Genomic DNA, 21266 nt, shown 5'->3' on the forward strand with positions numbered 1-21266 from the left:
AAGTCCCGGGGCGGTGAGCGCGACGAGCGGTCCCGTGGCGGCGAGGGTGGCGAGCACGACGGGCCGCGAGGCGGGATGCACACCGGTGGCGGTGCGCTGTCCTCGGTGAACAAGGGTGACTGGGGCGGTTCCGGCGACGACGGTGGTGAGAAGTCCCGGGGCGGTGAGCGCGACGAGCGGTCCCGTGGCGGCGAGGGTGGCGAGCACGACGGGCCGCGAGGCGGGATGCACACCGGTGGCGGTGCGCTGACCGTGTCGAACGAGGGCGACTGGGGCGGCTCCGGCGGCGACGGCGGCGGTGAGAAGTCCTGGCGCGGCGGCGAGCGCGGCGGCGAGGGTGGCGGTGAGCGTGGCGGTGAGCGCGGTGAGCGCGACGAGCCGCGAGGCGGGATGCACACCGGCGGCGGCGGGCTGGCCCAGCCGGGTGCGACCGCGGGCGGGCTGGCCGTCCTGGGCGTGGCCGCCGCCGGTCTGTACGCCGCGCGACGCAGGAAGTCTCACGGAGCGGCCTGAGCCATGCCGGGCGTGATAGCAGTCGGGCCGCCACCCGCGCACCGCGTGGCGGCCCGGCTCACCGCCCGCCCCCACCCCGCTGCCGTGCCTAGTGAGGTGTTTTCCGATGGCAGTACCCCCTTCCTCTCCCGCCGGTGACGCGCCGGCCTCCTCCGGTTTCCGCGGAGGACTGATGGTGCTGTGGGCCGTCGCGCTCCTGGTTCTGGCGATGAGCCTGTTCGGCGGCAACGACACGTCGGCCGACTCCTCCCGGCCGCCGCTCGCTCCGGGGGCCGGTGCGTCGGCCCCGGCGGTCGGCGGGGCATCGGCCGCCGCCGACCCGCCCGCCGACGACCCGCCGACCGCCGACCCGACCGGCGCGGACGGAACGGCGGCCCTGCCCCGGTCGAGGCCTGTGCGCCTGCTGATCCCGGGGATCTCCGTCGACGCCCCTTTCACCGACCTCGCCATCGGTGAGAACAAGCAGCTCCAGGCTCCACCCGCGGACGACACCAACCTCGTCGGCTGGTACGCCAAGGGAGCCTCCCCCGGCGAGACCGGTACCTCGATCATCGCCGGACACGTCGACACCAAGACGTCCGCGGCCGTCTTCGCCCGCCTCGACCAGTTGAAGCAGGGAGACGTCTTCCAGGTCGAACGGGCCGACGGACGCACGGCGTCCTTCGTCGTCGACAGCCTGGAGACCTTCGACAAGGACGCCTTCCCCAGCAGCCGTGTGTACGGCGACGCGGACCGTCCGGAGGTGCGGCTCATCACCTGTGCCGGTGAGTACGACCGCAAGGTCAAGGACTACACGGACAACCTGGTGGTCTTCGCGCACCTCGTCTGAGCCCGCCCGGCCCCGTCCGCACCGGTCACCCGCGTAGTTCATACGACTCGCGCGCTCCCGGGGGCGGGCACAAGATCGAGACAGCTGGCGTCGCATCACCGCGGCCGACGTTCAGTACCGCCCCCGCGAAGGAGATGTGCGCAGGATGACCATCATGTCCACCCCTGCTTCAGAACCGCTGACGCGACAGGTGTCGCACCGTGTCTCCCAGTCCGTCTTCGACGGCTCCAGACTCCGCGTCGTCCTGCTGGTGGACGTCAACGACGGAGCCCAGCAGCAGTTCCTCGAGACGTACGAACAACTGCGCAACCATGTCGAGTCCGTACCCGGGCACGTCAGCGAACAGCTGTGCCAGTCCATCGAGAACCCGTCCCAGTGGCTCATCACCAGCGAGTGGGAGAGCGCGCCGCCGTTCCTCGACTGGGTGAGCAGCGAGGAGCACGTGCGGATGGTGAGACCGCTGCACAGGTGCGTCCGGGACACCAGGTCGCTCCGCTTCCACGTCGTCCGCGAGATCGGCGGCGCCGCCCCGGGCGCCGGAGCCGGTGAGGGCGGCCTGCAGACCTCACCCCGCGTCGGCGACGGAGTGATCCGCCACGCGCTGACCTTCACGGTCGAGCCCGGCAGCGAGGAGTCCGTCGCCAAGCTCCTCGCCGACTACGCCGCCCCCGAGCCGCAGGTCGACGCCACCACACGGTTGCTGCGCACCTCCTTGTTCATGCACGGCAACCGGGTGGTGCGGGCCATCGAGGTACGCGGCGACCTGCTCGCGGCGCTGCGGCACGTGGCCCAGCAGCCGGAGGTGCGGGCCCTCGAAGAGGCCATCAACCCGTACCTGGAGCAGGACCGGGATCTGAGCGACCCCGAGTCGGCCCGGGTCTTCTACACACGGGCCGCGCTGCCGGCCGTCCACCACGTGACGGCGGGACAGGAGGAACCGGAGGCGGAGCGGCACGCGCTGTCGTATCCGGCCCGGCCGGGGTGCGGCATGCGGCTGGCCCGGCTGCTGGCCCAGCGGGACGAGGCGGCGGCGGACGACCCGCGCAGCCCGGTCCTGTGCAGCACCATCTTCCAGCGCGACGACGTCGTGGTCCGGCTGATCGCCGTACGCGGCGGTCTCGACGCCTGCGACCCGGCGGTCGCCCTCGGACTGCCCGACGCCGTCCAGGCGGCCGAACTCACCACCCTCCTCGACGGTTCCGCCGGCACGGAGGCCGTCGTCGGGGAGAGCGACCTGGCCCGAGCCCTCCGGGGCGCCCGGATGACCCCCGTCACCGACCGCCGTTCACCCGGCGTCTGAGACGGCACCGGGACACGGACCGGCCGCCGGACCGCGTAGGTCGCGGTCCGGCGGCCGGTGTGCCGGGGCCTGCGGTCGGCCTACTCGACGGGCACGGTGCAGTCGAACGCGTGCAGATAGGGATTGACCGGGCGGATGCTGTCGATGACGAGGCCCGCGTCGGTCAGCCGGCCGACCATGCTGTCGGTGGTGTGCTTGGCACCGCCGACGTTGAGGAGCAGCAGCAGGTCCATCGCGGTGCTGAACCGCATCGAGGGCGAGTCGTCGACGAGGTTCTCGATGACCACGACCCGCGCGCCGGGGCCTCCCGCCTCCTTCACATTGCGCAGGGCGCGGGCGGTGCTGTCGTCGTCCCACTCCAGGATGTTCTTGATGATGTACACGTCGGCCTGGACGGGGATGGCCGTACGGCAGTCGCCCGGCACGATGCGCACGCGGTCCGCGAGCGCACCCCCCTCGCGCAGCCGCGGGTCGGCGTTCTCGACGACGCGCGGGAGGTCGAGCAGAACGCCCTGCATCGACGGGTACTTCTCCAGCAGGCTCGCCACCACGTGGCCCTGCCCGCCGCCGATGTCCGCGACCGACCTGCTCCCCGACAGGTCGAGGAGGGCCGCGACGTCCTCGGCGGACTGCCGGCTGGACGTCGTCATGGCACGGTTGAACACCTCGGCCGACTCGGGGGCGTCCTCGTTGAGGTAGGTGAAGAACTCCTTGCCGTACAGGTCCTCGACGACGTTCCGGCCGGTCCGTACGGCCTCGTCCAGCCGGGGCCACGCGTCCCACGTCCACGGCTCGGTGCACCACAGGGTGATGTAGCGCAGGCTGTGCGGGTCGTCCTCGCGCAGCAGCCGGGACATGTCGGTGTGGGCGAACGTCCCGTCCTTCTGCTCGGCGAAGACGCCGTAGCACGTCAGGGCGCGCAGCAGCCGGCGCAGCGGCCGGGGCTCGGTCTTCACGGCGGCCGCGAGGTCCTCCACGGCCATGGGGCTCTCGCCCAGGGCGTCGGCGACGCCGAGGCGTGCGGCCGCGCGCAGGGCGGCGGCGCATGCCGCCCCGAACACGAGCTCCCTCAACCGCATCGGCGGGGGAGGGGCGGTCTGTGCGGTCGTCATGTGCCGCTTTCCTTCCTTCTTCGGTCCACGCAGGGCCGGGGCCGGGTGGTCAGCACAGCCCCGCGGGCCTGGAGGCCCGGCACGAGTTGCCGCTGAACGTGTTGTTCTCGCCGGTCTCGGTGCTGACGAGGTCGGCGGGGGAGTTGTCGCGCAGCGTGTTGCGGCTGACCTCGTTCTTCTCGCCGGGGACGCCCACGAGGGACTTGAACAGGACGATGCCGCCCGACAGCGGGGAGGTGCCGACGTGGCCCTCGACCGTGTTGGCCGTGACCAGGACCTTCTCGGTGCCGGTCAGGACGATGCCGGAGCCCTGCAGGGCGGGCAGGCGCTCGGTCTTCGGGCAGGACTTGTTGTTGCGCTCGACGTGGTTGCCGCGCACCACGAGGTCGCCGGCCTTGGGGGCGTTCTCGTCGCCGACGACGAAGACGCCCGCGCAGTTGCCGGTGACGTGGTTGTCCGCGACGGCGAGGTTGCGCAGCCGCCGCACGGTGACGCCGATCCGGTTGCCCTCCAGCCGGTTGTCCTCGACGACCGCGCCGCGGGTGTCCTCGGCGCCCTCCTCGGCCTTGATCGTGTTGGCGAGGAAGATGCCCGCGTCGCCGTTGTCCCGGGCGGTGTTGTCCCGGAAGACGCCGCGGACCGAGCGCTCCTGGGCGATGCCCCACACGTCGTTCTTCTCGGCCGTCACGTTGCGCACGGTCAGCCCGTCGGTGGCCATGGCGAACACACCGGCGCGGCTGAAGCCGGTCACCTTCAGGGAGGCGACGGTGACGTCCTTGACCTTCTTGTCCTTCGTCCCGACCACGCAGATGCCGTTGCCGTTCTCGGCGCAGATGCCGGTGGCCTTCTTCGTGCTCGGCTTGATGACCGTGGACCGGCCCATACCGCGCAGGGTGATCCCGGGGGTGCTCACCCTGACGCTCTCGTGGTAGGTGCCGACGGTGACGAGGACGGTGTCGCCCGCCTCGGCGGCGTCCACGGCCTTCTGGATCGATTCTCCGGGGTGGACCACGTGGACGGTGGGGGCGGCGGGGACGTTCGGGAAGGCTCCTGCCGGAGCCGCTCCAAGACCCGTTCCGACCATCGCGGCGGTGCACACCAGGTACACGACATGGCATTTCTTCATATTCGGCACGTTATGCCCGAAGGGTTTCGAGGGCGGGGACGATGAGCCATCCGACGGCGTGTCATGTGACCGGCGCAGACGGCGCGTTCACCGAGACTGGCCGGTCCGCCGGAGGGCAGACGCACAGGTGATCTTCACATCGGCTCCCCGAGGAGGACCCGCCCCGTGACCGCGCCCGAGCACCGGACACGCCGCCTGCCCACCGGACGCCGCTTCGACCTGCGCGCGACCGCCATGTTCTTCGCACTCGCCGCCCTCGGCCTCGGCCTCGTCGGTCTGGTGGTGCGCATGGCGTTCGGCGTCGCCGAGCACCGTCCCGCATGGGCCGTGCTCCTGTCGCTCGGTGTGGTGGCGGCTCTCGTCCTCGGCCGGCGCGGGCGGTCCGGCCTCTCCGCCGCGAGGCTGGCCCGCCGCACCACGGACGCCCTGGAACAGGCCACGACCACGGCGCTCGACGCGCTGGACGCGGAGCGCCCCGCCGCGCCGGCCCCGGCGACGGCACCGGGCGACCGGCCCTCCGTCGTGGAGCCCACCGTGGTGGAGGTCCCCGCGGTGGAGGCCGTCGACCACGACGCCCTGACCCCGGAGGAGTTCGAGCGGGCGATAGCCGACCTCTGTGTACGGGACGGATGCGCCGAGGTCGAGGTCGTGGGCGGGGCCGGAGACCTCGGCGCCGACGTGCTGGCGGTGGCTCCCGACGGCCGGCGCCTCGTCATCCAGTGCAAGCGCTACGGAGAGGACAACAAGGTCGGCTCCGAGGAACTGCAGCGCTTCGGCGGCACCTGCTTCACCGTCCATGAGGCCGACGTCGCGATCCTCGTCACCACCAGCGACTTCACCGCGCCCGCCGCCGACTACGCCGACCGGTGCGGAATAGTCTGCGTCGACCGGCGGCGACTGTGCGCGTGGAGCGAGGGCGCGGGGCCCGAGCCGTGGGCCGCGGAGACCTGTGGGGAGCAGGAGCAGGAGACGGGCCTGCCGGACGGGGCGTCGCGGTGATGTCCCACGGCCCCGCCGTGCCGTCGGTCCGGAGGGATCATTGGCCCGCCCTCCGCTGGAAACCCGAAGGGCATGGGCAAGACCGCGCTGATCGTCATCGACATGATCAACACCTATGACCACAAGGACGCCGACCGGTTGATCCCGTCCGTGGAGCCCGTGGTGCCGGTGGTGGCCGGCCTGTTGCGCCGGGCGCGGCACAGGGGCGTACCCGTCATCTACGTCAACGACAACTTCGGTGAGTGGCGCTCGCACCACGGAGAGATCCTCGACAAGGCCCTGTCGGGTCCGCACGCCCGGCTCGTCGAGCCGCTGCGGCCCGACGAGTCCTCGCTCTTCGTGGTCAAGGCCCGCCACTCGGTCTTCTTCGAGACCCCGCTGACGTACCTGCTCCACGAGCAGGGCATCGACCGGCTCGTGCTGTGCGGCCAGGTGACCGAACAGTGCGTGCTCTACTCGGCCCTCGACGCCCACATCCGCCACCTCGACGTCGTCGTGCCGCGGGACGCGGTCGCGCACATCCACGCCGACCTCGCGGACGCCGCGCTGCGGATGATGCAGCGCAACATGGGCGCCCGGGTGTGCGACAGCGACGAGTTGTGGACCTGAGCGGTTCCGCCCGCGGAGGAAGGCCGTACGGCCGCACGCGGTGGCTGGGGGTGTCCCGCTGCTCCGTCCGGCGCAACCCGGACGCGGTCGGCGCGGCGACCGGCGATCACCTGGTGTAACAGTCATCGTATGATCTGTAGACAGCATGCTCATACGAGCACATGGGCCGGCTCGGCCGGTCGCGGCATCCCGTCCGTCCTGGTGGCCCTGGTCGCCGCCACCGTCCTGGGCACGGGCGCACAGGCTGCCGCCTCGCCGTCGGTCCTGCGCGCGACCGACTGGGACGCCATCGCCGAGTGCGAGTCCAGCGGCAACTGGAAGGCGAACACGGGAAACGGCCACTACGGCGGCCTGCAGTTCAAGCAGTCGAGCTGGGAGGCGGCCGGCGGCCTGAAGTACGCGCCCCGCGCGGACCTGGCCACCCGCAAGGAACAGATCAAGGTGGCCGAGCGCCTGGCCCGCATGCAGGGGATGTCGGCCTGGACCTGCGCCTGACCCCGCGGACGGGCCGCGCCGGTGCCTCCTTCGGACGGACCTGGGCAGACTACTCATGAGACCCGTCCGGTCCCCGCAGGCGAAGGAGGGCTCGACAGCCATGAGGCGTTCCCCGGCAGACCGGCTTCCCGACCCGCGCGCACGGATCGGCGACATGATCTTCTCCAGAGTGGCGGGGCCCGAGGGCCGGGACAACCGGGCCCGCATCCACGGCACGCCCGGCCCCCGCTGGTTCGGTCCCGACCGGCCCGTCAGACGGGTGCACGGCGACGCCTCGATGTTCATCGGGGGCCTGTCCGCCCTGCTGCTCCAGTCGCTCCACCCCTTGGCCATGGCGGCCGTGTCGGCGCACTCCGGCTTCCGTTCGGACCCTTGGGGGCGACTGCAGCGGACCAGTACCTTCCTGGCCGTCACCACCTTCGGGACGGCCGACAGCGCCCAGGAGGCCTGCGACCGGGTGCGGGCCGTCCACGACCGGGTGCGCGGCACCACCGCCGCCGGGGAGACGTACTCCGCGGCCGACCCGCACCTGCTGTGCTGGGTGCACGTCGCGGAGGTCGACAGCTTCCTGCGCGCCCACCAGCGCTACGGTGCCCGGCCCCTGGACGACGAGGGCTGCGACGCCTACGTGGCCGACACGGCACGCGTCGCCACGGCGCTCGGGGTGCCCGACCCGCCCGTCGACCGGGCGGGTCTCGCCGAGCGGCTGGGCGCCTACCGCGGCGAACTGCGCGCCACCGACGAGGCGTGCGGCACCGCCCGGTTCCTGCTGCTGAACCCGCCCGTCCCGCTCCTCGCCCGCCTCCCGTACGGCGTGATCGCCGCCAACGCGGTCTCGCTGCTGCCACGGTGGGCCTCGCGCGCCCTGCGGCTGCCGCGGCTGCCGCCGGCCGAGGCGGTCTGCGTACGGCCGCTGGGCACGGCCGTGACCGCCGGGATCCGCTGGGCGATGGCCCCGCCCCGCGACGCGGCGTAGCACCCGGCCGCGCGTACGGACCGGAGCTCAGGCTCCCGGCCCGGGGTCCGGCCGCACCGGCGTCCGCAGGCCCGCCCGGGCCGCCTCCAACTGGGCGGCGAACGCGATGCCGAGGAAGAGCGCCACCGCGGTCAGGTTGGCCCACAGCAGCAGGGCGATGAACGCGGTCAGAGGCCCGTAGACGGCACCGAACGCGCCACTGCGCCCGACGTACAGCGCGAGCAGCCACGTCGCGGAGACCCACAGCACCAGGTGGACCGCGGAGCCGAAGGCCAGCCAGGTGTAGCCCGGCTGGTCGCGGCGGGGCGACCAGCGCAGGATCACCGCCGAGGCGACCCAGGCCAGCAGCAGCCCCACGGGCACCTCGAGGGCGCCCCACCAGCCGGCACCGCCGCCCGGGGCGCCGGTCGACCGGGCCACGGCGTCCCCGACGGCCTCACCGGCGACGAGCACGACGAACCCCAGCACCATCGGCAGCCCGGCGGTGAGCGCGAGGACGAGCGCCCTGCCGTACTTGCGGGGGAAGGGCCGGTCCCGCTCGATGCCGTAGATGCGGTTGGCGCCCCGCTCGATCTGGCCCATGGCCGACGCCAAATTCAGCAGCGCGAACCCCAGGCCCAGCCACAGCGCGAGCGTGCTCCGGGCGTCGCTGTGGGCGCTGCGCCGGGTGCCCTCGAACGCCCCCTCCACGACCTCGGCACTGGCACCCGGGACGATCCGGCCGAGCGTGAGCTCGACGACCCGGCCCACGCCCTCCGTGTGCACCGACGTCGCGAGGCCCACCAGTACGACGGTGAACGGCACCAGACCGAGGACCACCTGGAAGGCGAGGGCCCGGGCGTTGGTGAAGCCGTCCGCGTAGCGGAACCGGGCGAAGGAGTCGGTCAGCAGCCGCAGGCCCCCGTACCGTCTCAACGCGGTCAGGGCTTCGTCGCCGGAGAGTTCGTCCCCGATCATGTCCCGTGTCTGCGGCACGTGTACGGCGGTTCCCACGGTCGGCTGCTCCTCGTGTCGGGCGGTCGGGATGCTTCCGCCCTCCGCGTTCCCCGTGGGAGCACGGGCAGCGCCGGCCGGCACGAGGAGCGCCGTTCCCGCACGCCGGGACCAGGACGGTCACGTGCGGGGGAGCCGACGGGCGGTCCCGGACGTGCAGCACGCCGATACGTCCGGGGCCGCCCTCCTGGCACCGGGGACGGGACTACGTGTCCGCTCCGTCCTTCTCTCCGTCCTTCTCGCGGCCGGCGAGTTCCCGCAGACGGGCCAGTTCGGCCGCGTGCTCGCTCATCCGCACGCCCAGGAGCCCGTAGGCGAGCAGCACCGCGCCCGCGACGGACAGGGGGACCGAGAGGCCGAGCACGGCCAGCGCCTCGGGCCAGTCCCGTTCGTCGCCGCAGGGATCCTTGGACCGTCCCTCGTTGGCGGTCCCCCCGTCGGTGAAGAGGCGGGACTCGCACTCGACGGGACGGCGCGCGTACGAGGGTTCCACCTCGTAGGAGGTGGCGAGCAGCACGCCGCACCACACCCACAGCAGGGTCGCGACGGCCAGCAGGCCGAGGCCCAGGGTCCGTGCGCGCCGGCCTCGTTCACGGAACCGCATGTCGAACACCTCTGGATGCATGACGGGTGAACCTAGCAGCCGTCACGGGAAGCGCCGGGAGAGGGCTCCAGGCCCGTCCGCCGAGGGACTGCCCCCCGGCGGCAGCGCCCGGCGTGCCCGGGCGCGCGGCGGGCCGCGGCGGGCCGTGGGCGACCTGCTCCGGCATACCGGCGACCACCTGGTGGCCGCGGGCGCCCGCGAGACGGCGCAGGAGCCGGCGGACCGTCGGCTGCTCGTGGTCGGCGGTGTCCGGGACGAGCCGGAAGCGGCCGCCGTCGCCGTGCTCGCCCCGGGGCCCGATCCAGAGGATCGGCAGCGGTGTCGACGCCGGTGAACGGGGTGCTTCCGCGACGCGGAACCCGTCCGGTCCTACGCGGGGGCGCGTCGGCCCGAGTAGGCCGACCAGCGGCCGTCGCGCCGGGTCACCGTGATGTCGCGGCCGAAGCAGGCCGTCAGCAGGGAGTCGGTCAGCACCGTCTCCACGGGCCCCCGGGACAGGACCCGGCCCTCCCGCAGCAGCAGGGCGTGACTGACGGCCGGGAACAACTCCTCCAGGTGATGGGTGACCGTGACGGTGGCCAGGTGCGGGCGGCCCTCGGCCAGTTGGTGCATGGCCTCCACGAGGTCCTCGCGGGAGGGCAGGTCCAGGGCGTTGAACGGTTCGTCCAGGAGCAGCAGCGCGGGATCGGCCATCAGCGCCCTGGCGATCAGGACGCGCGCCCGCTGTCCGCCGGAACAGACGCCGTACGGCCGGTCCGCCAGCTCCTTGATGCCCAGCTCCGTCAGCAGGTCGTGGGCGCGGAGCCGGACCTCCTCGTCGTACGTCCGCCACAGCGGCTGTACCGTGCCGCTGTGCCCGGTGAGCACGACCGTGTGGGCGCTGAGGTCCTGTGGCACCCGCTGGGCCGAGGTGACGTGGCCGATGCGGGCCCTCAGCTCCCGGACGTCCACCCGGCCGAGCCGGCTGCCCAGGACCTCCACGCTTCCGGTCGTGGGGTGCATCAGGGCGCCGAGCAGCCGCAGCAGGGTGGTCTTCCCGGCCCCGTTGGCGCCCAGCAGGGCCCAGTGCTCTCCCGGCCGGACCGTCCAGTCGATCCCGTCGAGGATCAGCTGGTCCGTCGTGTGGCGGCGCACGCTCACGTCCTCGAGGAGAAGCACGGCGGCCTTGTGACCGTTCACCTGGGACTGCGTTGTCTGCCGGACCATACAGGAGCTCCTCCACTCGCGACGCCGTCGTTCACCGTGCACGGTAGGTGCATTCACCACGCTCTTGCCGGGGCGTCCGGTTCATGGACACGCGGGGCCGGCCGCGCGGTTCCTCGCGGTAGCCGACGGCGCCGCTGACGGAACCGGGGGCGAGGCCGGGGGCGTCGGACACCGTCGCGGTGACGGGCGGCAGCCCCGCGGCCGACCGTGTCCACCACGTGCGGAACGATCCATGTCGATCCCCAACAGCTCTTCTCCACACACTTCTTGACGTGAATTCACAAGATCAGTCGGTGATACGATCACCGCGTTTGCGGAGCGGTGGATGGGTGAAAGACGGCATCCCCGACTTCAGGGACGGCCCGGGCGGCAACCCGGTGCGGGCGGTCCGCCGCGCCGCCCGCACGGACGGGAATTCAGCAAGCCGTCACTCGCCTGAAGAGAGTCTTATGACGGAATACACAGGGAACCCACTGGTGTGGGTCCTTCTCGTCGCCCTCGTCGCCGCCGCCGTGCTCATCAGCCGTCAGCGCGGGGCGGCCCGAGCGCTGCGGCAGGAAGTGCAGGGTCTGAAGGACCACTACACGCAGCTGGAGAACGATTACGGGAAGTCCGTGCAGGCGGCCCAGGAGCGGGCCGAGGACGAGACGAAGACCGTTCTGAAGTCCGCCATGCGCACCCTCCAGGGCCTGGCCGCCGAACAGCAGCTGGTCCTCACCCGGCTCCAGACCAAGTACGGCGACTCCGCCCTGCTGCAGGACCTGCTGGAGATCGACCACACCAACTCGCAGTTCGGCCGGCGCGCGCAGTCCATCGCCGTCCTGTGCGACGGCTGGCTGGGCGGCCGGCGCGACACCGCGTCCGTGTACGACGTAGTCCGCAGCGCCCAGGGCCGGATCCGGCACTTCCGGCGGGTGGAGATCCTCTCCCAGGTCGACTTCGGCATCACCAGCCGGGCCGTCGAACCCGTCGCCCTGGCCCTCGCCGAACTCCTCGACAACGCCACCAGCTACTCCAGCCCGGACACCGTCGTCGAGATCAACATCCGCACCGTGCCCAAGGGCATCTGCATCGTCGTCGACGACGCCGGTGTCGGTATGAGCGACGAGGAGCGCACCCGCGCCGAGAAGCTGCTCTCCAGTGAGCGCGCCTCGGGCGTGGCGGGGCTCGGCAACCCCCCGCAGTTCGGCTTCGCGGTCATCGGCCTGCTGTGCGAACGCTTCGGTTTCGAGGTGTCGGTGGACTCCTCCTCTCCCTACGGGGGCGTACGCGCGGTCGTCCTGCTGCCGCACGAACTGCTCACCGCCATGCCGGAGAAGAAGGCACCGGCCCCGGCCGCCGCGGGCACGGCCCGGCCGGTCCTGGACGGCGGTCCGGAAGCCGCGCTCACCCCGTCCCGGACCAGTGACGGACTTCCCCGGCGGCGCCGCAAGCGGCCGATGGCCATCGTGCCCGGCAACACCCCGGCCCCACGTCCCGCCGGCCGCTCCGAATCCGAGCAGGCACAGATCATGGGTGCCTTCCAGCGCGGCACGCGGTCCGGCCGCGCCGACCGGCCACAGGACGCGGACCGGACGAGCAGAACACCTGGTGCAAGCAGCGAAGGACATGGATTCTCGTGAACGACGATCTGTCATGGATGCTCGACAGCGCCCTGGAGATTCCCGGGGCCCTGCACGCGGTCCTGATATCCGCCGACGGACTGCTGATGGCCCGGACGCAGGACTTCGACAAGGACGACGCGGACCGGGTCGCCGCAGCGATGAGCGGCGTGCAGTCGCTCAGCCGGACGCTCGCCTTCTTCTGCGAGGACCCGCACCAGGCGTGGCGGCAGACCCTGGTCGAGTTCGACGGCGGCTGGGTGTTCCTGATCTCCGCCGGTGAGGGCGCCTACCTCGGTGTCTCCGCCTCGCCCGACGTCGACATGGCGGACATCACCTTCCGCATGCAGCAGCTCGTCGCCCAGCTCGGCAAGCGGCTGACGACACCGCCGCGCGAGAACCTCGGTACCCGCTCATGACCGGCCCCGACGGCTGGGAGCCGGAAACCGCGGAATTAGTCCGGCCGTACGTCATCACCAAGGGCCGCGGCCTGCCCGACGACGAGCAGCTCTCCCTCATCACCCTGGTCACCGCGTCCGCCGACCACGCGCAGCGGCCGACCAGGCTGTCCCCCGAGGAGCAGAACCTGCTCGACCTCTGTTCCGCCGGCTACCTCTCGGTCGCCGAGATCGCCGGGCACAGCCACCTTCCGCTGGGCGTGGTGCGGATCCTGCTGGCCTCCCTCATGGAGGGCGGCTACCTCATGACCCGCCCGCCGGTGGCCCGCGCCCGCCTCGCGGACAAGGAAATCCTGGAAGAGGTGCTCAATGGTCTCCGCGCCAAGTTTGGATGAGCGGGCCTACGTCCGCGGCGGAGCGACCCAGACCGCGGTCAAGATCCTCGTCGTCGGGCACTTCGCCGTGGGCAAGACCACCCTCATCGGGTCCATCTCCGAGATCGAGCCCCTGTCCACCGAGGAGACGATGACACAGGCCGCCGAGTCGGTCGACGACCTCAAGGGGGTCCAGGGCAAGACCACCACCACGGTCGCCATGGACTTCGGCCGTCTGACCATCAGCGACCGCGTCGTCCTCTACCTCTTCGGCACACCCGGCCAGCAGCGCTTCGTCCAGATGTGGGAGGACATGGCCCGTGGCGCGCTCGGTGCCCTGGTGCTGGTCGACCCCGAACGGCTGGCGGACTCCTTCCCCGTGATCGACCTCATCGAGCAGTACGGACTCGAGTACGCCATCGCCGTCAACCACTTCGACGGCGCCCCGCTGCGCGACGAGGCGGCGCTGCGCGAGGCCCTGGACCTGCTCGACGACACCCCCGTCGTCACCTGCGACGCCCGCGACGAGAGGTCCTCGGCCGCCGCACTGACCACTCTGGTCCGCTACTTGCTGGACCACACCCGCTAGGAACTGAGAGCAACATGGACGCTCACGACACGGCCCCGGCGCCCCCGCCCGGGTGCCCTGCCCACGGCTCCGGCGGCCGGGTGCCGCTGTACGGCCCGGAGTTCGCCGCCGCCCCCCAGGCGTACTACGAGTACCTGCGCCACTACGGGGCCGCCGCGCCCGTCGAACTCGCCCCCGGCGTGGAGGCGACGCTCGTCACCGACTACGCGGCCGCCCTGCAGCTGCTGCAGGACTCCGGGACCTTCCGCAAGGACGCGCGCCGCTGGCGGGCCTTCAACGAGGGCAAGGTGAGTCCGGACAGCCCGGTCGTCCCGCTGCTCGCCCACCGGAACAACTGCATGTTCGCCGACGGCGCCGACCACCTGCGGCTGCGGCAGGCCGTCACCGACAGCATGGCGCGCGTGGACACCCGCCGGCTGACCCGGAGCACCGAGCAGATCTCCGGTTACCTCATCTCCCAGTTCGGGGCCCGGGGTTCGGCCGACCTGCTCGGTGACTACGCCAAGCAGTTGCCGCTGTTCGTGTTCAACGAACTCTTCGGCTGCCCCGCCGACATCGGCGACCGGGTGCTGTTCGGCATCTCCGGCATGTTCGACGGGGTCAACGCGGAGAAGGCCACCGAGGTGCTGTTCCAGGCCGTGGGCGAGCTCGTCGCGCTCAAGCGCGGCAAGCCGGGCGACGATGTCACCTCCTGGCTGATGCGGCACCAGGCGGGCCTCAGCGACCAGGAGATGGTCCACCAGCTGGCCTTGCTGCTGGGTGCCGGCGCGGAGCCGCTGCGCAACCTCATCGGCAACACCCTGCACCGGCTGCTCACCCATGAGCGGTACGCGCGCGAGGGCGGTCTGATCGACGAGGCCCTCGACGACACGCTGTGGGAGAACCCTCCCATGTCGAACTACGCGCCGCACTACCCGGCCGCCGACGTCGAACTCGCGGGACAGCGCCTGCAGTCGGGCGACCTGGTGCTGGTCAGCTTCGCCGCGGCCAACACCGGGCCCGCCCTCCAGGCCGCCCGCCAGGCCGGCAGCAACCGCGCCCACCTGGCATGGAGCGCGGGCCCGCACGCCTGCCCCTCCAAGGAACCGGCCCGGCACATCACCGTCACCGCCATCGAGAACCTGTTCAACGAACTGCCCGACGTCGGACTCGCCGTCCCCGAGGACAGCCTGACCTGGCGCCCGGGCCCCTTCAACCGGGCTCTGACCACCCTTCCGGCCCGCTTCACCCCGGTGCCGTCGGGCCGGCGCTCCGAGCACCGGAGCGCTCCTGCGGCAGCCGCGCGGGAGGCCACGGCCGGGCCGGCGCGTACGCCCGAACGCGGAGGCATGTGGAGCCAGTTCCTCAACTGGCTCACACGGTGACATCCGCAACACCCGCCCAACCTGCCGCTTTCGCATAAACGTTCAACGGCACGGGTAGTGAGCACGCGGCTCAAGTTGCTCACGAGTAAAAGGAGGTGTCGTGGACCACATATCCACGAACGCCGCTCTCCCGCCGCCGACCACTCCGATACCCGCCCGAACGGGCGGGTATCTTCTTGCAGGCCCGCGACGGGGGACGGGCCGGTGACGGGGGTGTCCACGGGCGGGGGACTGCCGGGAACCACGACCCTCGGTGCCTTCACGAGCGGTCAGCTGCGAAGACTCGGCGCGGTCGCGGGCCTGTCCGAGACCGACATCGACACCTACGCCCGTGTCCTGACGGACACCCTGGGGCCGCAGAGCGACCGGTCGTTGGCGTTGCCTCCGCCCAACCGCACCTTCCTGTCCGACGACCACACCCCGGTGGAGTTCTCCCTCTCCTTCCAGCCGGGCGCGGCCCCCGCACTGCGGGTGCTCCTGGAACCCGGCTGCGGCGCAGACAGCCTGGCTCGCAACGGCCGCGCCGGACTCGAGACGGTACGGGCGATGGCGAAACGCTGGAACTTCACCACCGGCCCGCTCGACGCGGTCCGGGACCTGTTCCTGCCGCGCTCCCCGCACGGCCCGCTGGCCCTGTGGTGCGCGCTGGAGCTGCGGCCCGGCGGCGTGCCCAAGGTCAAGGTGTACCTGAACCCGGCCGCCTCCGGGCCCGAACGCACCGTCGAGACGGTGCGCGAGGCCCTGCACCGGCTGGGGCACCGGCAGGCCTTCGCCGCGCTCCCCGCCGCCGACGGGTATCCGTTCGTCGCGCTCGACCTGGGGGACTGGGAGGAGCCCCGGGTGAAGGTCTACCTGCGGCACGACAACCTGACGGCCGGGCAGGCCGGACGGCTGTCCCGCATGGACCCGAGCCCTCACCCCGCCGCGGTCGAGGACTTCTTCCTCACGGCGGCCGGCGCCGCCACCCGGGTGGCGCGGCTCGACGGGCGGCCCGGCCTGACGTGCCACTCCTTCACCGACACCGGCACGGCACGGCCGACCGGCTTCACCCTCCACATCCCCGTCCGGGACTACGCCCGGCACGACGGGGAGGCGCTCGCACGGGGCGTGAGCGTGCTGCGCCGGTACGGGGTGGACACCCCCGCGCTCGGCCGGTCCCTGGCCGCCCTGACCGGGCGCCGGCCGGAGGACGGCGTGGGCCTGATCGCCTACCTGGCGCTGGCCCACCAGCAGGACCGCGCGCCGCGGGTGACGGCGTACCTCTCCTCGGAGGCGTACGCGGTCAGGCCGCCGGTCGCCCGGGAGGCCCGGGACACGGTGGCGGTGCACTGAGCGGAGCGCACGGCACGGCCAGGGGCCCCTCGGCGGACGTCACCGAGGGGCCCCTGGTGCGGGTGCGGGTGCGGGTGCGGGTGCGGCGCGTGGGCGCGCGGGGCGCTACACGTTGAGCGTCTCGCGGAACCCGCTCAGGTACGGGCCCACGTCGACCTGGATCGAGGCGCCCTGCGTCCTGCCGTAGCGCTGGGCGATCCCGTCGAGGTACGCGCCGATCTCCTCGCGCATCTCGTCGGCCCCGGGCAGCGCGGCCTCGCCGTCGATGAGCCGCGTCACCCACTGCGCCTGGGCCTCCACCAGCCGGGTGATCGCGCCCACGGGCCGGACCAGGCCGACGAAGTACAGACCGGGCCGGCCGGCCGGGACGACCCGCCGGTACAGCTCCACCGAGCCGTCCGGACCCAGCGGGCAGCCCTCGGGCAGGAAGGGGAAGGTCATGTGGAAGCCGGTGCAGTAGACGACCGCGTCCGCCTCCACATCGGTGCCGTCGGTGAAGACGACCCGGCTGCCGTCGAAGGAGTCGATCGCCGGCTTCGGGGTCACCGCGCCGTGCCGGATCCGGCTGAGGATCTCGTCCGAGAGGGTCACGGCCGAGGAGAAGACCGGATGGTCGGGCTCGGGCAGACCGTAGTCGGAGAGCCTGCCCCGCGCGACGAGCAGGGCCTGCTCCACGAAACGGCGCTGTTCGGCGAAGGACATGGCGGACCACCAGGGCGCGTTCGCGATCTCGTCGACCGACAGCCCGAAGAGCTGCTTGGGCACGATGTGCAGTCCCCGGCGCACCGACAGCACGGTCCGCGCGGCGTGCCGGGACAGGTCCGCCGCGATGTCCACCGCCGACGCGCCCAGGCCGACCACGACGGTGCGCTGCCCGGCGAAGTCGCTGCCGTCGCGGTAGTCGAGGGAGTGCAGGATCGTTCCCTCGAAGGAGGCGGCGCCCGGCGGGAGGGGGTCGGGCAGGGCGGGCTCGCTGTGGTGCCCCGAGGCGACGACCACGTGCTCGAACCGACGCGACGACACCTCGCCGTCCGCGTCCCTGCTGTCGACCGTCCACATGCCGTCCGCGTCCTGGCGCACCGAGACCACCTCGGTGCTCAGCTCGATCCGGTCCAGCACCCCGGCCCACTCGGCGAACGACCGCAGATAGGCGGCGACCTCGCTGTGCCGCGGATAGAGCGGGTACGACGCCGGCATCGGGAAGTCGGCGTAACAGGTCAGCTGCTTGGCGGTGTTGAGGTGCAGGGACAGGTACCCCGGGCCGCGCTCACCCGCCTGCGGCTGACGCCAGATCCCCCCGACGTCGGGAGCCTTCTCCAGGCAGACGAACTCGATGCCACGGTCGTTGAGGGCACGGGCCACAGCCAACCCCGACAGACCGGCACCGATCACACACACTCGCACGGGTTTTCCCCTCAGGACGGACACAGACCTCCCCCGATCATGCATTCCTTGCCCATCCGCATCTCCCCGCACACCAGTGCGCATGGCGAACCGCTGTGTCGGTGCTCACGTTTCCCCCGGTCACGCCCGGCGGAGGTCCTTCACCCGGCGCAGCTTGCCGACCGAACGCTCCAGCGTCCCGGGGTCGACGACGGCCACCTCGACGGTGATGCCGACACCGTCCTTCACCCCCTGGCCGATCGCCCGCGCGGCGGCCTCGCGCTGTTCGGGTCCGGCGTCCGGGCGGGCCTCGACGCGGACGGCCATGTGGTCCATGCGCCCGCGCTCGGTGAGCTGGATCTGGAAGTGCGGGGCCACACCGGGGGTGCGCAGCACGATCTCCTCGATCTGGGTGGGGAAGACGTTCACCCCGCGCAGGATGATCATGTCGTCGCAGCGGCCGGTGACCTTCTGCATCCGGCGGAAGGCGGGCCGGGCGGTGCCGGGCAGCAGCCGGGACAGGTCGCGGGTGCGGTAACGGATGACGGGCAGCGCCTCCTTGGTGAGGGAGGTGAAGACGACCTCCCCCTCCTCGCCCTCGGCCAGCACCGCGTCCGTGACCGGGTCGACCACCTCGGGGTAGAAGTGGTCCTCCCACACGTGCAGCCCGTCCTTGGTCTCCACGCACTCCTGCGCCACGCCCGGGCCGATCACCTCGGACAGGCCGTATATGTCGACGGCGTGGATGCCCGTGCGCTCCTCGATCTCGCGGCGCATCTCCTCGGTCCACGGCTCGGCGCCGAAGATGCCCACCTCCAGGGAGCTGGTGCGCGGATCGACGCCCTGCCGCTCGAACTCGTCGAGCAGGGTGAGCATGTACGACGGGGTCACCATGATGATCTCGGGCCGGAAGTCCTGGATGATCTGCACCTGCCGGGCCGTCATGCCGCCAGAGGCGGGGATCACGGTGCATCCGGCGCGTTCGGCGCCGTAGTGCGCGCCCAGGCCGCCGGTGAACAGGCCGTAGCCGTACGAGATGTGGACCTTGTGGCCCGGGCGGCCGCCGGCGGCCCGGATCGAGCGGGCGACGACGTCCGCCCACCTGGACAGGTCCCCCTCCGTGTAACCGACGACGGTGGGGCGGCCGGTGGTGCCGCTGGAGGCGTGGACGCGTCGCACCTCGGACATCGGGACGGCGAACATGCCGAAGGGGTAGGTGTCCCGCAGGTCGGCCTTCGTGGTGAAGGGGAACCGGGACAGGTCCGCCAGACTGCGGCAGTCGTCGGGCTTGACCCCGGCCGCGTCGAACTTCCTCCGGTACAGCTCCACGTTCTCGTAGGCGTGCCGCAGGGTCGCGCGCAGCCGGTCGAGCTGGAGTTCGCGCAGCTGATCACCGGTCAGGCGCTCGCCGTCGTCCAGCAGGTCCTGGGGGAGGGGGCGTCCGAGGCGGGAGGCGGAGGCCGCGGTGGCCGCCGGTGCGCCGGTCGTCGGTTCGCTGCTCATCGCGACTCCTTCGTCGTGCCCGGCGTCCCGTCCGCAGCCGGATCCGCCGCCGGATCCGCCGCCGTGTCCTTCGTCGAGCCCCGGACGCTGCGGCTGCGCCCGCGGAACTCCGCGATCACTTCCTCGCCGCGCCGCACGCTGACGTCGTAGACGCCGCTGCGGCCGTACCGCGTGCGTTCCTCGGCCCTGGCCACGAGCACGTCGCCCTCGCGCGCGGGGGCGACGAACACGATGTCGGCGCCGGCGGCGACGGTCACGGCTCCGTGGCTGTTGCAGGCGCAGGCGAAGGCGGTGTCCGCGAGCAGGAACAGGTAACCGCCGTGGGCGATCCGGTGCCCGTTCACCATCGCGGGCGTCACGGTCATGCGGAGCACGGCCCTTCCCTCGCCGTGTTCCAGCAGCTCGATGCCGAGGCGACGGGACGCCTCGTCCGCGGCGAACATCGCCTGTGCCGGCGTCGTCGCCCCAGCGGTCTGTGCCACGCCATCCACCACCTTGTGTCCCGACCGACCATTCGGTTACCGTGCGGCACGGCCCAGTAATCCAGTCACGTCCCGGCCTGTCAAGAGGCGGGCGCCCGCCCCGGGTCGCAGGTCAGGAGGGTGGCCGGTCCGAGGTCTTGCCCGGCCCCGGGAAACACGTCAGACTGGTACCGAACGAATGGTCGGTAGGGGAAGCTGGTATCGATGACCACGACACACGCCGCCGAGGCGCCGCCCCCCGCGGGGCTGCAGGAGCACTTCGACGCGACGATCGCGCACGACCAGCGGATCGAGCCGCGCGACTGGATGCCGGACGGCTACCGCAGGACGCTGATCCGGCAGATCGCCCAGCACGCGCACTCGGAGATCATCGGCATGCAGCCCGAGGGCGAGTGGATCACCCGGGCGCCGTCCCTGCGCCGCAAGGCGATCCTGTTCGCCAAGGTCCAGGACGAGGCCGGCCACGGGCTCTACCTGTACTCGGCGGCGGAGACCCTCGGCGCGGACCGGGCCGACCTCACCGAGCGGCTGATCGAGGGCCGCCAGAAGTACTCGTCGATCTTCAACTACCCGACCCTGAGCTTCGCCGACGTCGGCGTGATCGGCTGGTTCGTGGACGGTGCGGCGATCTGCAACCAGGTCCCGCTGTGCCGCAGCTCCTACGGGCCCTACGCGCGCGCGATGGTGCGCATCTGCAAGGAGGAGTCGTTCCACCAGCGGCAGGGCTACGAGCTGCTGATGACGATGATGCGCGGCACCGACGCCCAGCGCGAGATGGTGCAGGACGCGGTGAACCGCTGGTGGTGGCCGTCGCTGATGATGTTCGGCCCGCCCGACGACGCCTCGCCCAACTCGGCGCAGTCGATGGCCTGGAAGATCAAGCGGCACAGCAACGACGAGCTGCGCCGGCGCTTCGTCGACATGACCGTCCCCCAGGCCGAGAAACTCGGCGTCACCCTGCCCGACCCCGAGCTGCGCTGGAACGAGGAGACCGGGCACCACGACTTCGGCACCCCCGACTGGGACGAACTGATGCGGGTCATCAAGGGCGACGGCCCGTGCAACGCCCGGCGGATCCAGCGGCGGCGCACCGCCCACGAGGAGGGCGCCTGGGTCCGCGAGGCGGCCACCGCCCACGCGGCCAAGCGGGCCGCCCGTACGCAGAAGGGAGCGGCGGCATGACCCCGGCGAAGCAGGAGTGGCCGCTGTACGAGGTGTTCGTGCGCGGCAAGCGCGGCCTCAACCACGTCCACGTCGGCTCGCTGCACGCCGCCGACGACGCGATGGCGCTCACCCACGCCCGCGACCTCTACACCCGGCGCAACGAGGGCGTGAGCATCTGGGTGGTCCGCTCCGAGCACATCGCCGCCTCCACCCGCGACGAGAAGGACCCCTTCTTCGCCCCCAGCGCCGACAAGGTCTACCGCCACCCGACCTTCTACGACATCCCCGACGACGTCCCCCACATCTAGGAGCAG

Annotated in this window: 22 protein-coding genes and 1 pseudogene; 15 read left to right on the plus strand and 8 right to left on the minus strand. The window is 72.1% G+C overall.

The window, feature by feature from the left end; translation table 11 throughout:
- From ACIRFH_RS27780 to ACIRFH_RS27790, 3 genes and pseudogenes are all read left to right on the plus strand, one after another.
- Positions 1–513 (plus strand): annotated as a pseudogene (locus tag ACIRFH_RS27780) (hypothetical protein); the annotation flags it as partial.
- Positions 514–619: 106 nt separating this feature from the next.
- A complete protein-coding gene (locus ACIRFH_RS27785; protein ID WP_403526365.1) occupies positions 620–1342 on the plus strand; it encodes a class F sortase in 723 nt (240 codons plus the stop codon).
- Positions 1343–1487: 145 nt separating this feature from the next.
- Positions 1488–2642 carry a SchA/CurD-like domain-containing protein gene (locus tag ACIRFH_RS27790; protein ID WP_403526368.1) on the plus strand — a complete coding sequence of 385 codons (1155 nt, stop codon included), beginning with the start codon at positions 1488–1490 and terminating at the stop codon, positions 2640–2642.
- 80 nt (positions 2643–2722) lie between these two features.
- Here the strand turns inward: ACIRFH_RS27790 and ACIRFH_RS27795 are convergent, their stop codons facing one another.
- Positions 2723–3754, minus strand: a complete 1032-nt coding sequence (locus ACIRFH_RS27795) for a methyltransferase (protein WP_403526370.1) — start codon at positions 3752–3754, stop codon at positions 2723–2725.
- Between the two features lie 49 nt (positions 3755–3803).
- Positions 3804–4880: a nitrous oxide reductase family maturation protein NosD gene (locus ACIRFH_RS27800; RefSeq protein WP_403526373.1), complete on the minus strand. Its 1077-nt coding sequence runs from the start codon at positions 4878–4880 to the stop codon at positions 3804–3806.
- 165 nt (positions 4881–5045) lie between these two features.
- Here ACIRFH_RS27800 and ACIRFH_RS27805 point away from each other — a divergent pair, with 165 nt between their 5' ends.
- From ACIRFH_RS27805 to ACIRFH_RS27820, 4 genes are all read left to right on the plus strand, one after another.
- Positions 5046–5879 (plus strand): restriction endonuclease, encoded by an 834-nt coding sequence (locus tag ACIRFH_RS27805; RefSeq protein WP_403526376.1) that lies wholly within the window; start codon positions 5046–5048, stop codon positions 5877–5879.
- Between the two features lie 72 nt (positions 5880–5951).
- Positions 5952–6488: a cysteine hydrolase family protein gene (locus tag ACIRFH_RS27810; protein WP_403526379.1), complete on the plus strand. Its 537-nt coding sequence runs from the start codon at positions 5952–5954 to the stop codon at positions 6486–6488.
- A 129-nt stretch (positions 6489–6617) separates the two neighbouring features.
- Positions 6618–6983 carry a transglycosylase family protein gene (locus ACIRFH_RS27815; protein WP_403526382.1) on the plus strand — a complete coding sequence of 122 codons (366 nt, stop codon included), beginning with the start codon at positions 6618–6620 and terminating at the stop codon, positions 6981–6983.
- 100 nt (positions 6984–7083) lie between these two features.
- Positions 7084–7959, plus strand: coding sequence for an oxygenase MpaB family protein (locus ACIRFH_RS27820; RefSeq protein WP_403526385.1), 876 nt, complete (start codon positions 7084–7086; stop codon positions 7957–7959).
- Positions 7960–7986: 27 nt separating this feature from the next.
- Here ACIRFH_RS27820 and ACIRFH_RS27825 read toward each other — a convergent pair whose 3' ends face one another.
- The 3 genes from ACIRFH_RS27825 to ACIRFH_RS27835 form a co-directional block, all read right to left on the minus strand.
- Complete coding sequence (locus ACIRFH_RS27825; protein ID WP_403526388.1) at positions 7987–8952, minus strand: YihY/virulence factor BrkB family protein; 966 nt, start codon at positions 8950–8952, stop codon at positions 7987–7989.
- A gap of 205 nt (positions 8953–9157) precedes the next feature.
- Entirely contained in the window at positions 9158–9577 is a 420-nt protein-coding gene (locus ACIRFH_RS27830; protein WP_403526391.1) for a hypothetical protein, read from the minus strand.
- A gap of 348 nt (positions 9578–9925) precedes the next feature.
- Positions 9926–10762 carry an ABC transporter ATP-binding protein gene (locus tag ACIRFH_RS27835; RefSeq protein WP_403526394.1) on the minus strand — a complete coding sequence of 279 codons (837 nt, stop codon included), beginning with the start codon at positions 10760–10762 and terminating at the stop codon, positions 9926–9928.
- 449 nt (positions 10763–11211) lie between these two features.
- Here ACIRFH_RS27835 and ACIRFH_RS27840 point away from each other — a divergent pair, with 449 nt between their 5' ends.
- The 6 genes from ACIRFH_RS27840 to ACIRFH_RS27865 all read left to right on the plus strand — a co-directional run bounded on the left by ACIRFH_RS27840 (position 11212) and on the right by ACIRFH_RS27865 (position 16420).
- Complete coding sequence (locus ACIRFH_RS27840) at positions 11212–12384, plus strand: sensor histidine kinase (RefSeq protein WP_403526397.1); 1173 nt, start codon at positions 11212–11214, stop codon at positions 12382–12384.
- Positions 12381–12782, plus strand: coding sequence for a roadblock/LC7 domain-containing protein (locus tag ACIRFH_RS27845; protein WP_403526400.1), 402 nt, complete (start codon positions 12381–12383; stop codon positions 12780–12782). The genes ACIRFH_RS27840 and ACIRFH_RS27845 overlap by 4 nt, the downstream gene beginning before the upstream one ends.
- A complete protein-coding gene (locus ACIRFH_RS27850) occupies positions 12779–13156 on the plus strand; it encodes a DUF742 domain-containing protein (RefSeq protein WP_403526403.1) in 378 nt (125 codons plus the stop codon). The genes ACIRFH_RS27845 and ACIRFH_RS27850 overlap by 4 nt, the downstream gene beginning before the upstream one ends.
- Positions 13131–13724 (plus strand): GTP-binding protein, encoded by a 594-nt coding sequence (locus tag ACIRFH_RS27855; protein WP_403526406.1) that lies wholly within the window; start codon positions 13131–13133, stop codon positions 13722–13724. Before ACIRFH_RS27850 ends, ACIRFH_RS27855 begins: the two co-directional genes overlap by 26 nt.
- A 14-nt stretch (positions 13725–13738) precedes the next feature.
- Positions 13739–15088: a cytochrome P450 gene (locus tag ACIRFH_RS27860; protein ID WP_403526409.1), complete on the plus strand. Its 1350-nt coding sequence runs from the start codon at positions 13739–13741 to the stop codon at positions 15086–15088.
- Between the two features lie 204 nt (positions 15089–15292).
- Positions 15293–16420: a tryptophan dimethylallyltransferase family protein gene (locus tag ACIRFH_RS27865; protein ID WP_403526412.1), complete on the plus strand. Its 1128-nt coding sequence runs from the start codon at positions 15293–15295 to the stop codon at positions 16418–16420.
- 105 nt (positions 16421–16525) lie between these two features.
- Here ACIRFH_RS27865 and ACIRFH_RS27870 read toward each other — a convergent pair whose 3' ends face one another.
- The 3 genes from ACIRFH_RS27870 to paaI form a co-directional block, all read right to left on the minus strand.
- The gene (locus ACIRFH_RS27870) at positions 16526–17824 is read right to left on the minus strand and encodes a flavin-containing monooxygenase (RefSeq protein ID WP_403526414.1); all 1299 of its coding nucleotides are present in this window, start codon (positions 17822–17824) and stop codon (positions 16526–16528) included.
- A gap of 120 nt (positions 17825–17944) precedes the next feature.
- A complete protein-coding gene (paaK, locus tag ACIRFH_RS27875; protein WP_403526417.1) occupies positions 17945–19306 on the minus strand; it encodes a phenylacetate--CoA ligase PaaK in 1362 nt (453 codons plus the stop codon).
- Positions 19303–19749: a hydroxyphenylacetyl-CoA thioesterase PaaI gene (paaI, locus tag ACIRFH_RS27880; protein ID WP_403526557.1), complete on the minus strand. Its 447-nt coding sequence runs from the start codon at positions 19747–19749 to the stop codon at positions 19303–19305. Before paaI ends, paaK begins: the two co-directional genes overlap by 4 nt.
- Positions 19750–19992: 243 nt before the next feature.
- On the opposite strand from paaI, the gene paaA reads away from it, so the two are divergent.
- Positions 19993–20970, plus strand: coding sequence for a 1,2-phenylacetyl-CoA epoxidase subunit PaaA (gene paaA / locus ACIRFH_RS27885; RefSeq protein WP_403526420.1), 978 nt, complete (start codon positions 19993–19995; stop codon positions 20968–20970).
- On the plus strand, positions 20967–21260 hold the full coding sequence (paaB, locus tag ACIRFH_RS27890) for a 1,2-phenylacetyl-CoA epoxidase subunit PaaB (RefSeq protein WP_403526423.1): 294 nt from the start codon (positions 20967–20969) through the stop codon (positions 21258–21260). The genes paaA and paaB overlap by 4 nt, the downstream gene beginning before the upstream one ends.
- Positions 21261–21266: the final 6 nt, after the last annotated feature.

This window comes from Streptomyces sp. NPDC093586 (genome assembly GCF_044764905.1).
Lineage (GTDB): Bacteria > Actinomycetota > Actinomycetes > Streptomycetales > Streptomycetaceae > Streptomyces.

What these genes read in the sequence shown, in the direction of transcription:
- ACIRFH_RS27830 (WP_403526391.1), bottom strand. Translation starts at nt 9,577, where the DNA reads ATGCATCCAGAGGTGTTCGACATGCGGTTCCGTGAACGAGGCCGGCGC.
- ACIRFH_RS27785 (WP_403526365.1), top strand. Translation starts at nt 620, where the DNA reads ATGGCAGTACCCCCTTCCTCTCCCGCCGGTGACGCGCCGGCCTCCTCC.
- ACIRFH_RS27810 (WP_403526379.1), top strand. Translation starts at nt 5,952, where the DNA reads ATGGGCAAGACCGCGCTGATCGTCATCGACATGATCAACACCTATGAC.
- ACIRFH_RS27840 (WP_403526397.1), top strand. Translation starts at nt 11,212, where the DNA reads ATGACGGAATACACAGGGAACCCACTGGTGTGGGTCCTTCTCGTCGCC.
- ACIRFH_RS27790 (WP_403526368.1), top strand. Translation starts at nt 1,488, where the DNA reads ATGACCATCATGTCCACCCCTGCTTCAGAACCGCTGACGCGACAGGTG.
- paaB (WP_403526423.1), top strand. Translation starts at nt 20,967, where the DNA reads ATGACCCCGGCGAAGCAGGAGTGGCCGCTGTACGAGGTGTTCGTGCGC.
- ACIRFH_RS27850 (WP_403526403.1), top strand. Translation starts at nt 12,779, where the DNA reads ATGACCGGCCCCGACGGCTGGGAGCCGGAAACCGCGGAATTAGTCCGG.
- ACIRFH_RS27855 (WP_403526406.1), top strand. Translation starts at nt 13,131, where the DNA reads ATGGTCTCCGCGCCAAGTTTGGATGAGCGGGCCTACGTCCGCGGCGGA.
- ACIRFH_RS27820 (WP_403526385.1), top strand. Translation starts at nt 7,084, where the DNA reads ATGAGGCGTTCCCCGGCAGACCGGCTTCCCGACCCGCGCGCACGGATC.
- paaI (WP_403526557.1), bottom strand. Translation starts at nt 19,749, where the DNA reads ATGTTCGCCGCGGACGAGGCGTCCCGTCGCCTCGGCATCGAGCTGCTG.
- paaK (WP_403526417.1), bottom strand. Translation starts at nt 19,306, where the DNA reads ATGAGCAGCGAACCGACGACCGGCGCACCGGCGGCCACCGCGGCCTCC.
- ACIRFH_RS27815 (WP_403526382.1), top strand. Translation starts at nt 6,618, where the DNA reads ATGATCTGTAGACAGCATGCTCATACGAGCACATGGGCCGGCTCGGCC.
- ACIRFH_RS27795 (WP_403526370.1), bottom strand. Translation starts at nt 3,754, where the DNA reads ATGACGACCGCACAGACCGCCCCTCCCCCGCCGATGCGGTTGAGGGAG.
- ACIRFH_RS27835 (WP_403526394.1), bottom strand. Translation starts at nt 10,762, where the DNA reads ATGGTCCGGCAGACAACGCAGTCCCAGGTGAACGGTCACAAGGCCGCC.
- ACIRFH_RS27800 (WP_403526373.1), bottom strand. Translation starts at nt 4,880, where the DNA reads ATGAAGAAATGCCATGTCGTGTACCTGGTGTGCACCGCCGCGATGGTC.
- paaA (WP_403526420.1), top strand. Translation starts at nt 19,993, where the DNA reads ATGACCACGACACACGCCGCCGAGGCGCCGCCCCCCGCGGGGCTGCAG.
- ACIRFH_RS27860 (WP_403526409.1), top strand. Translation starts at nt 13,739, where the DNA reads ATGGACGCTCACGACACGGCCCCGGCGCCCCCGCCCGGGTGCCCTGCC.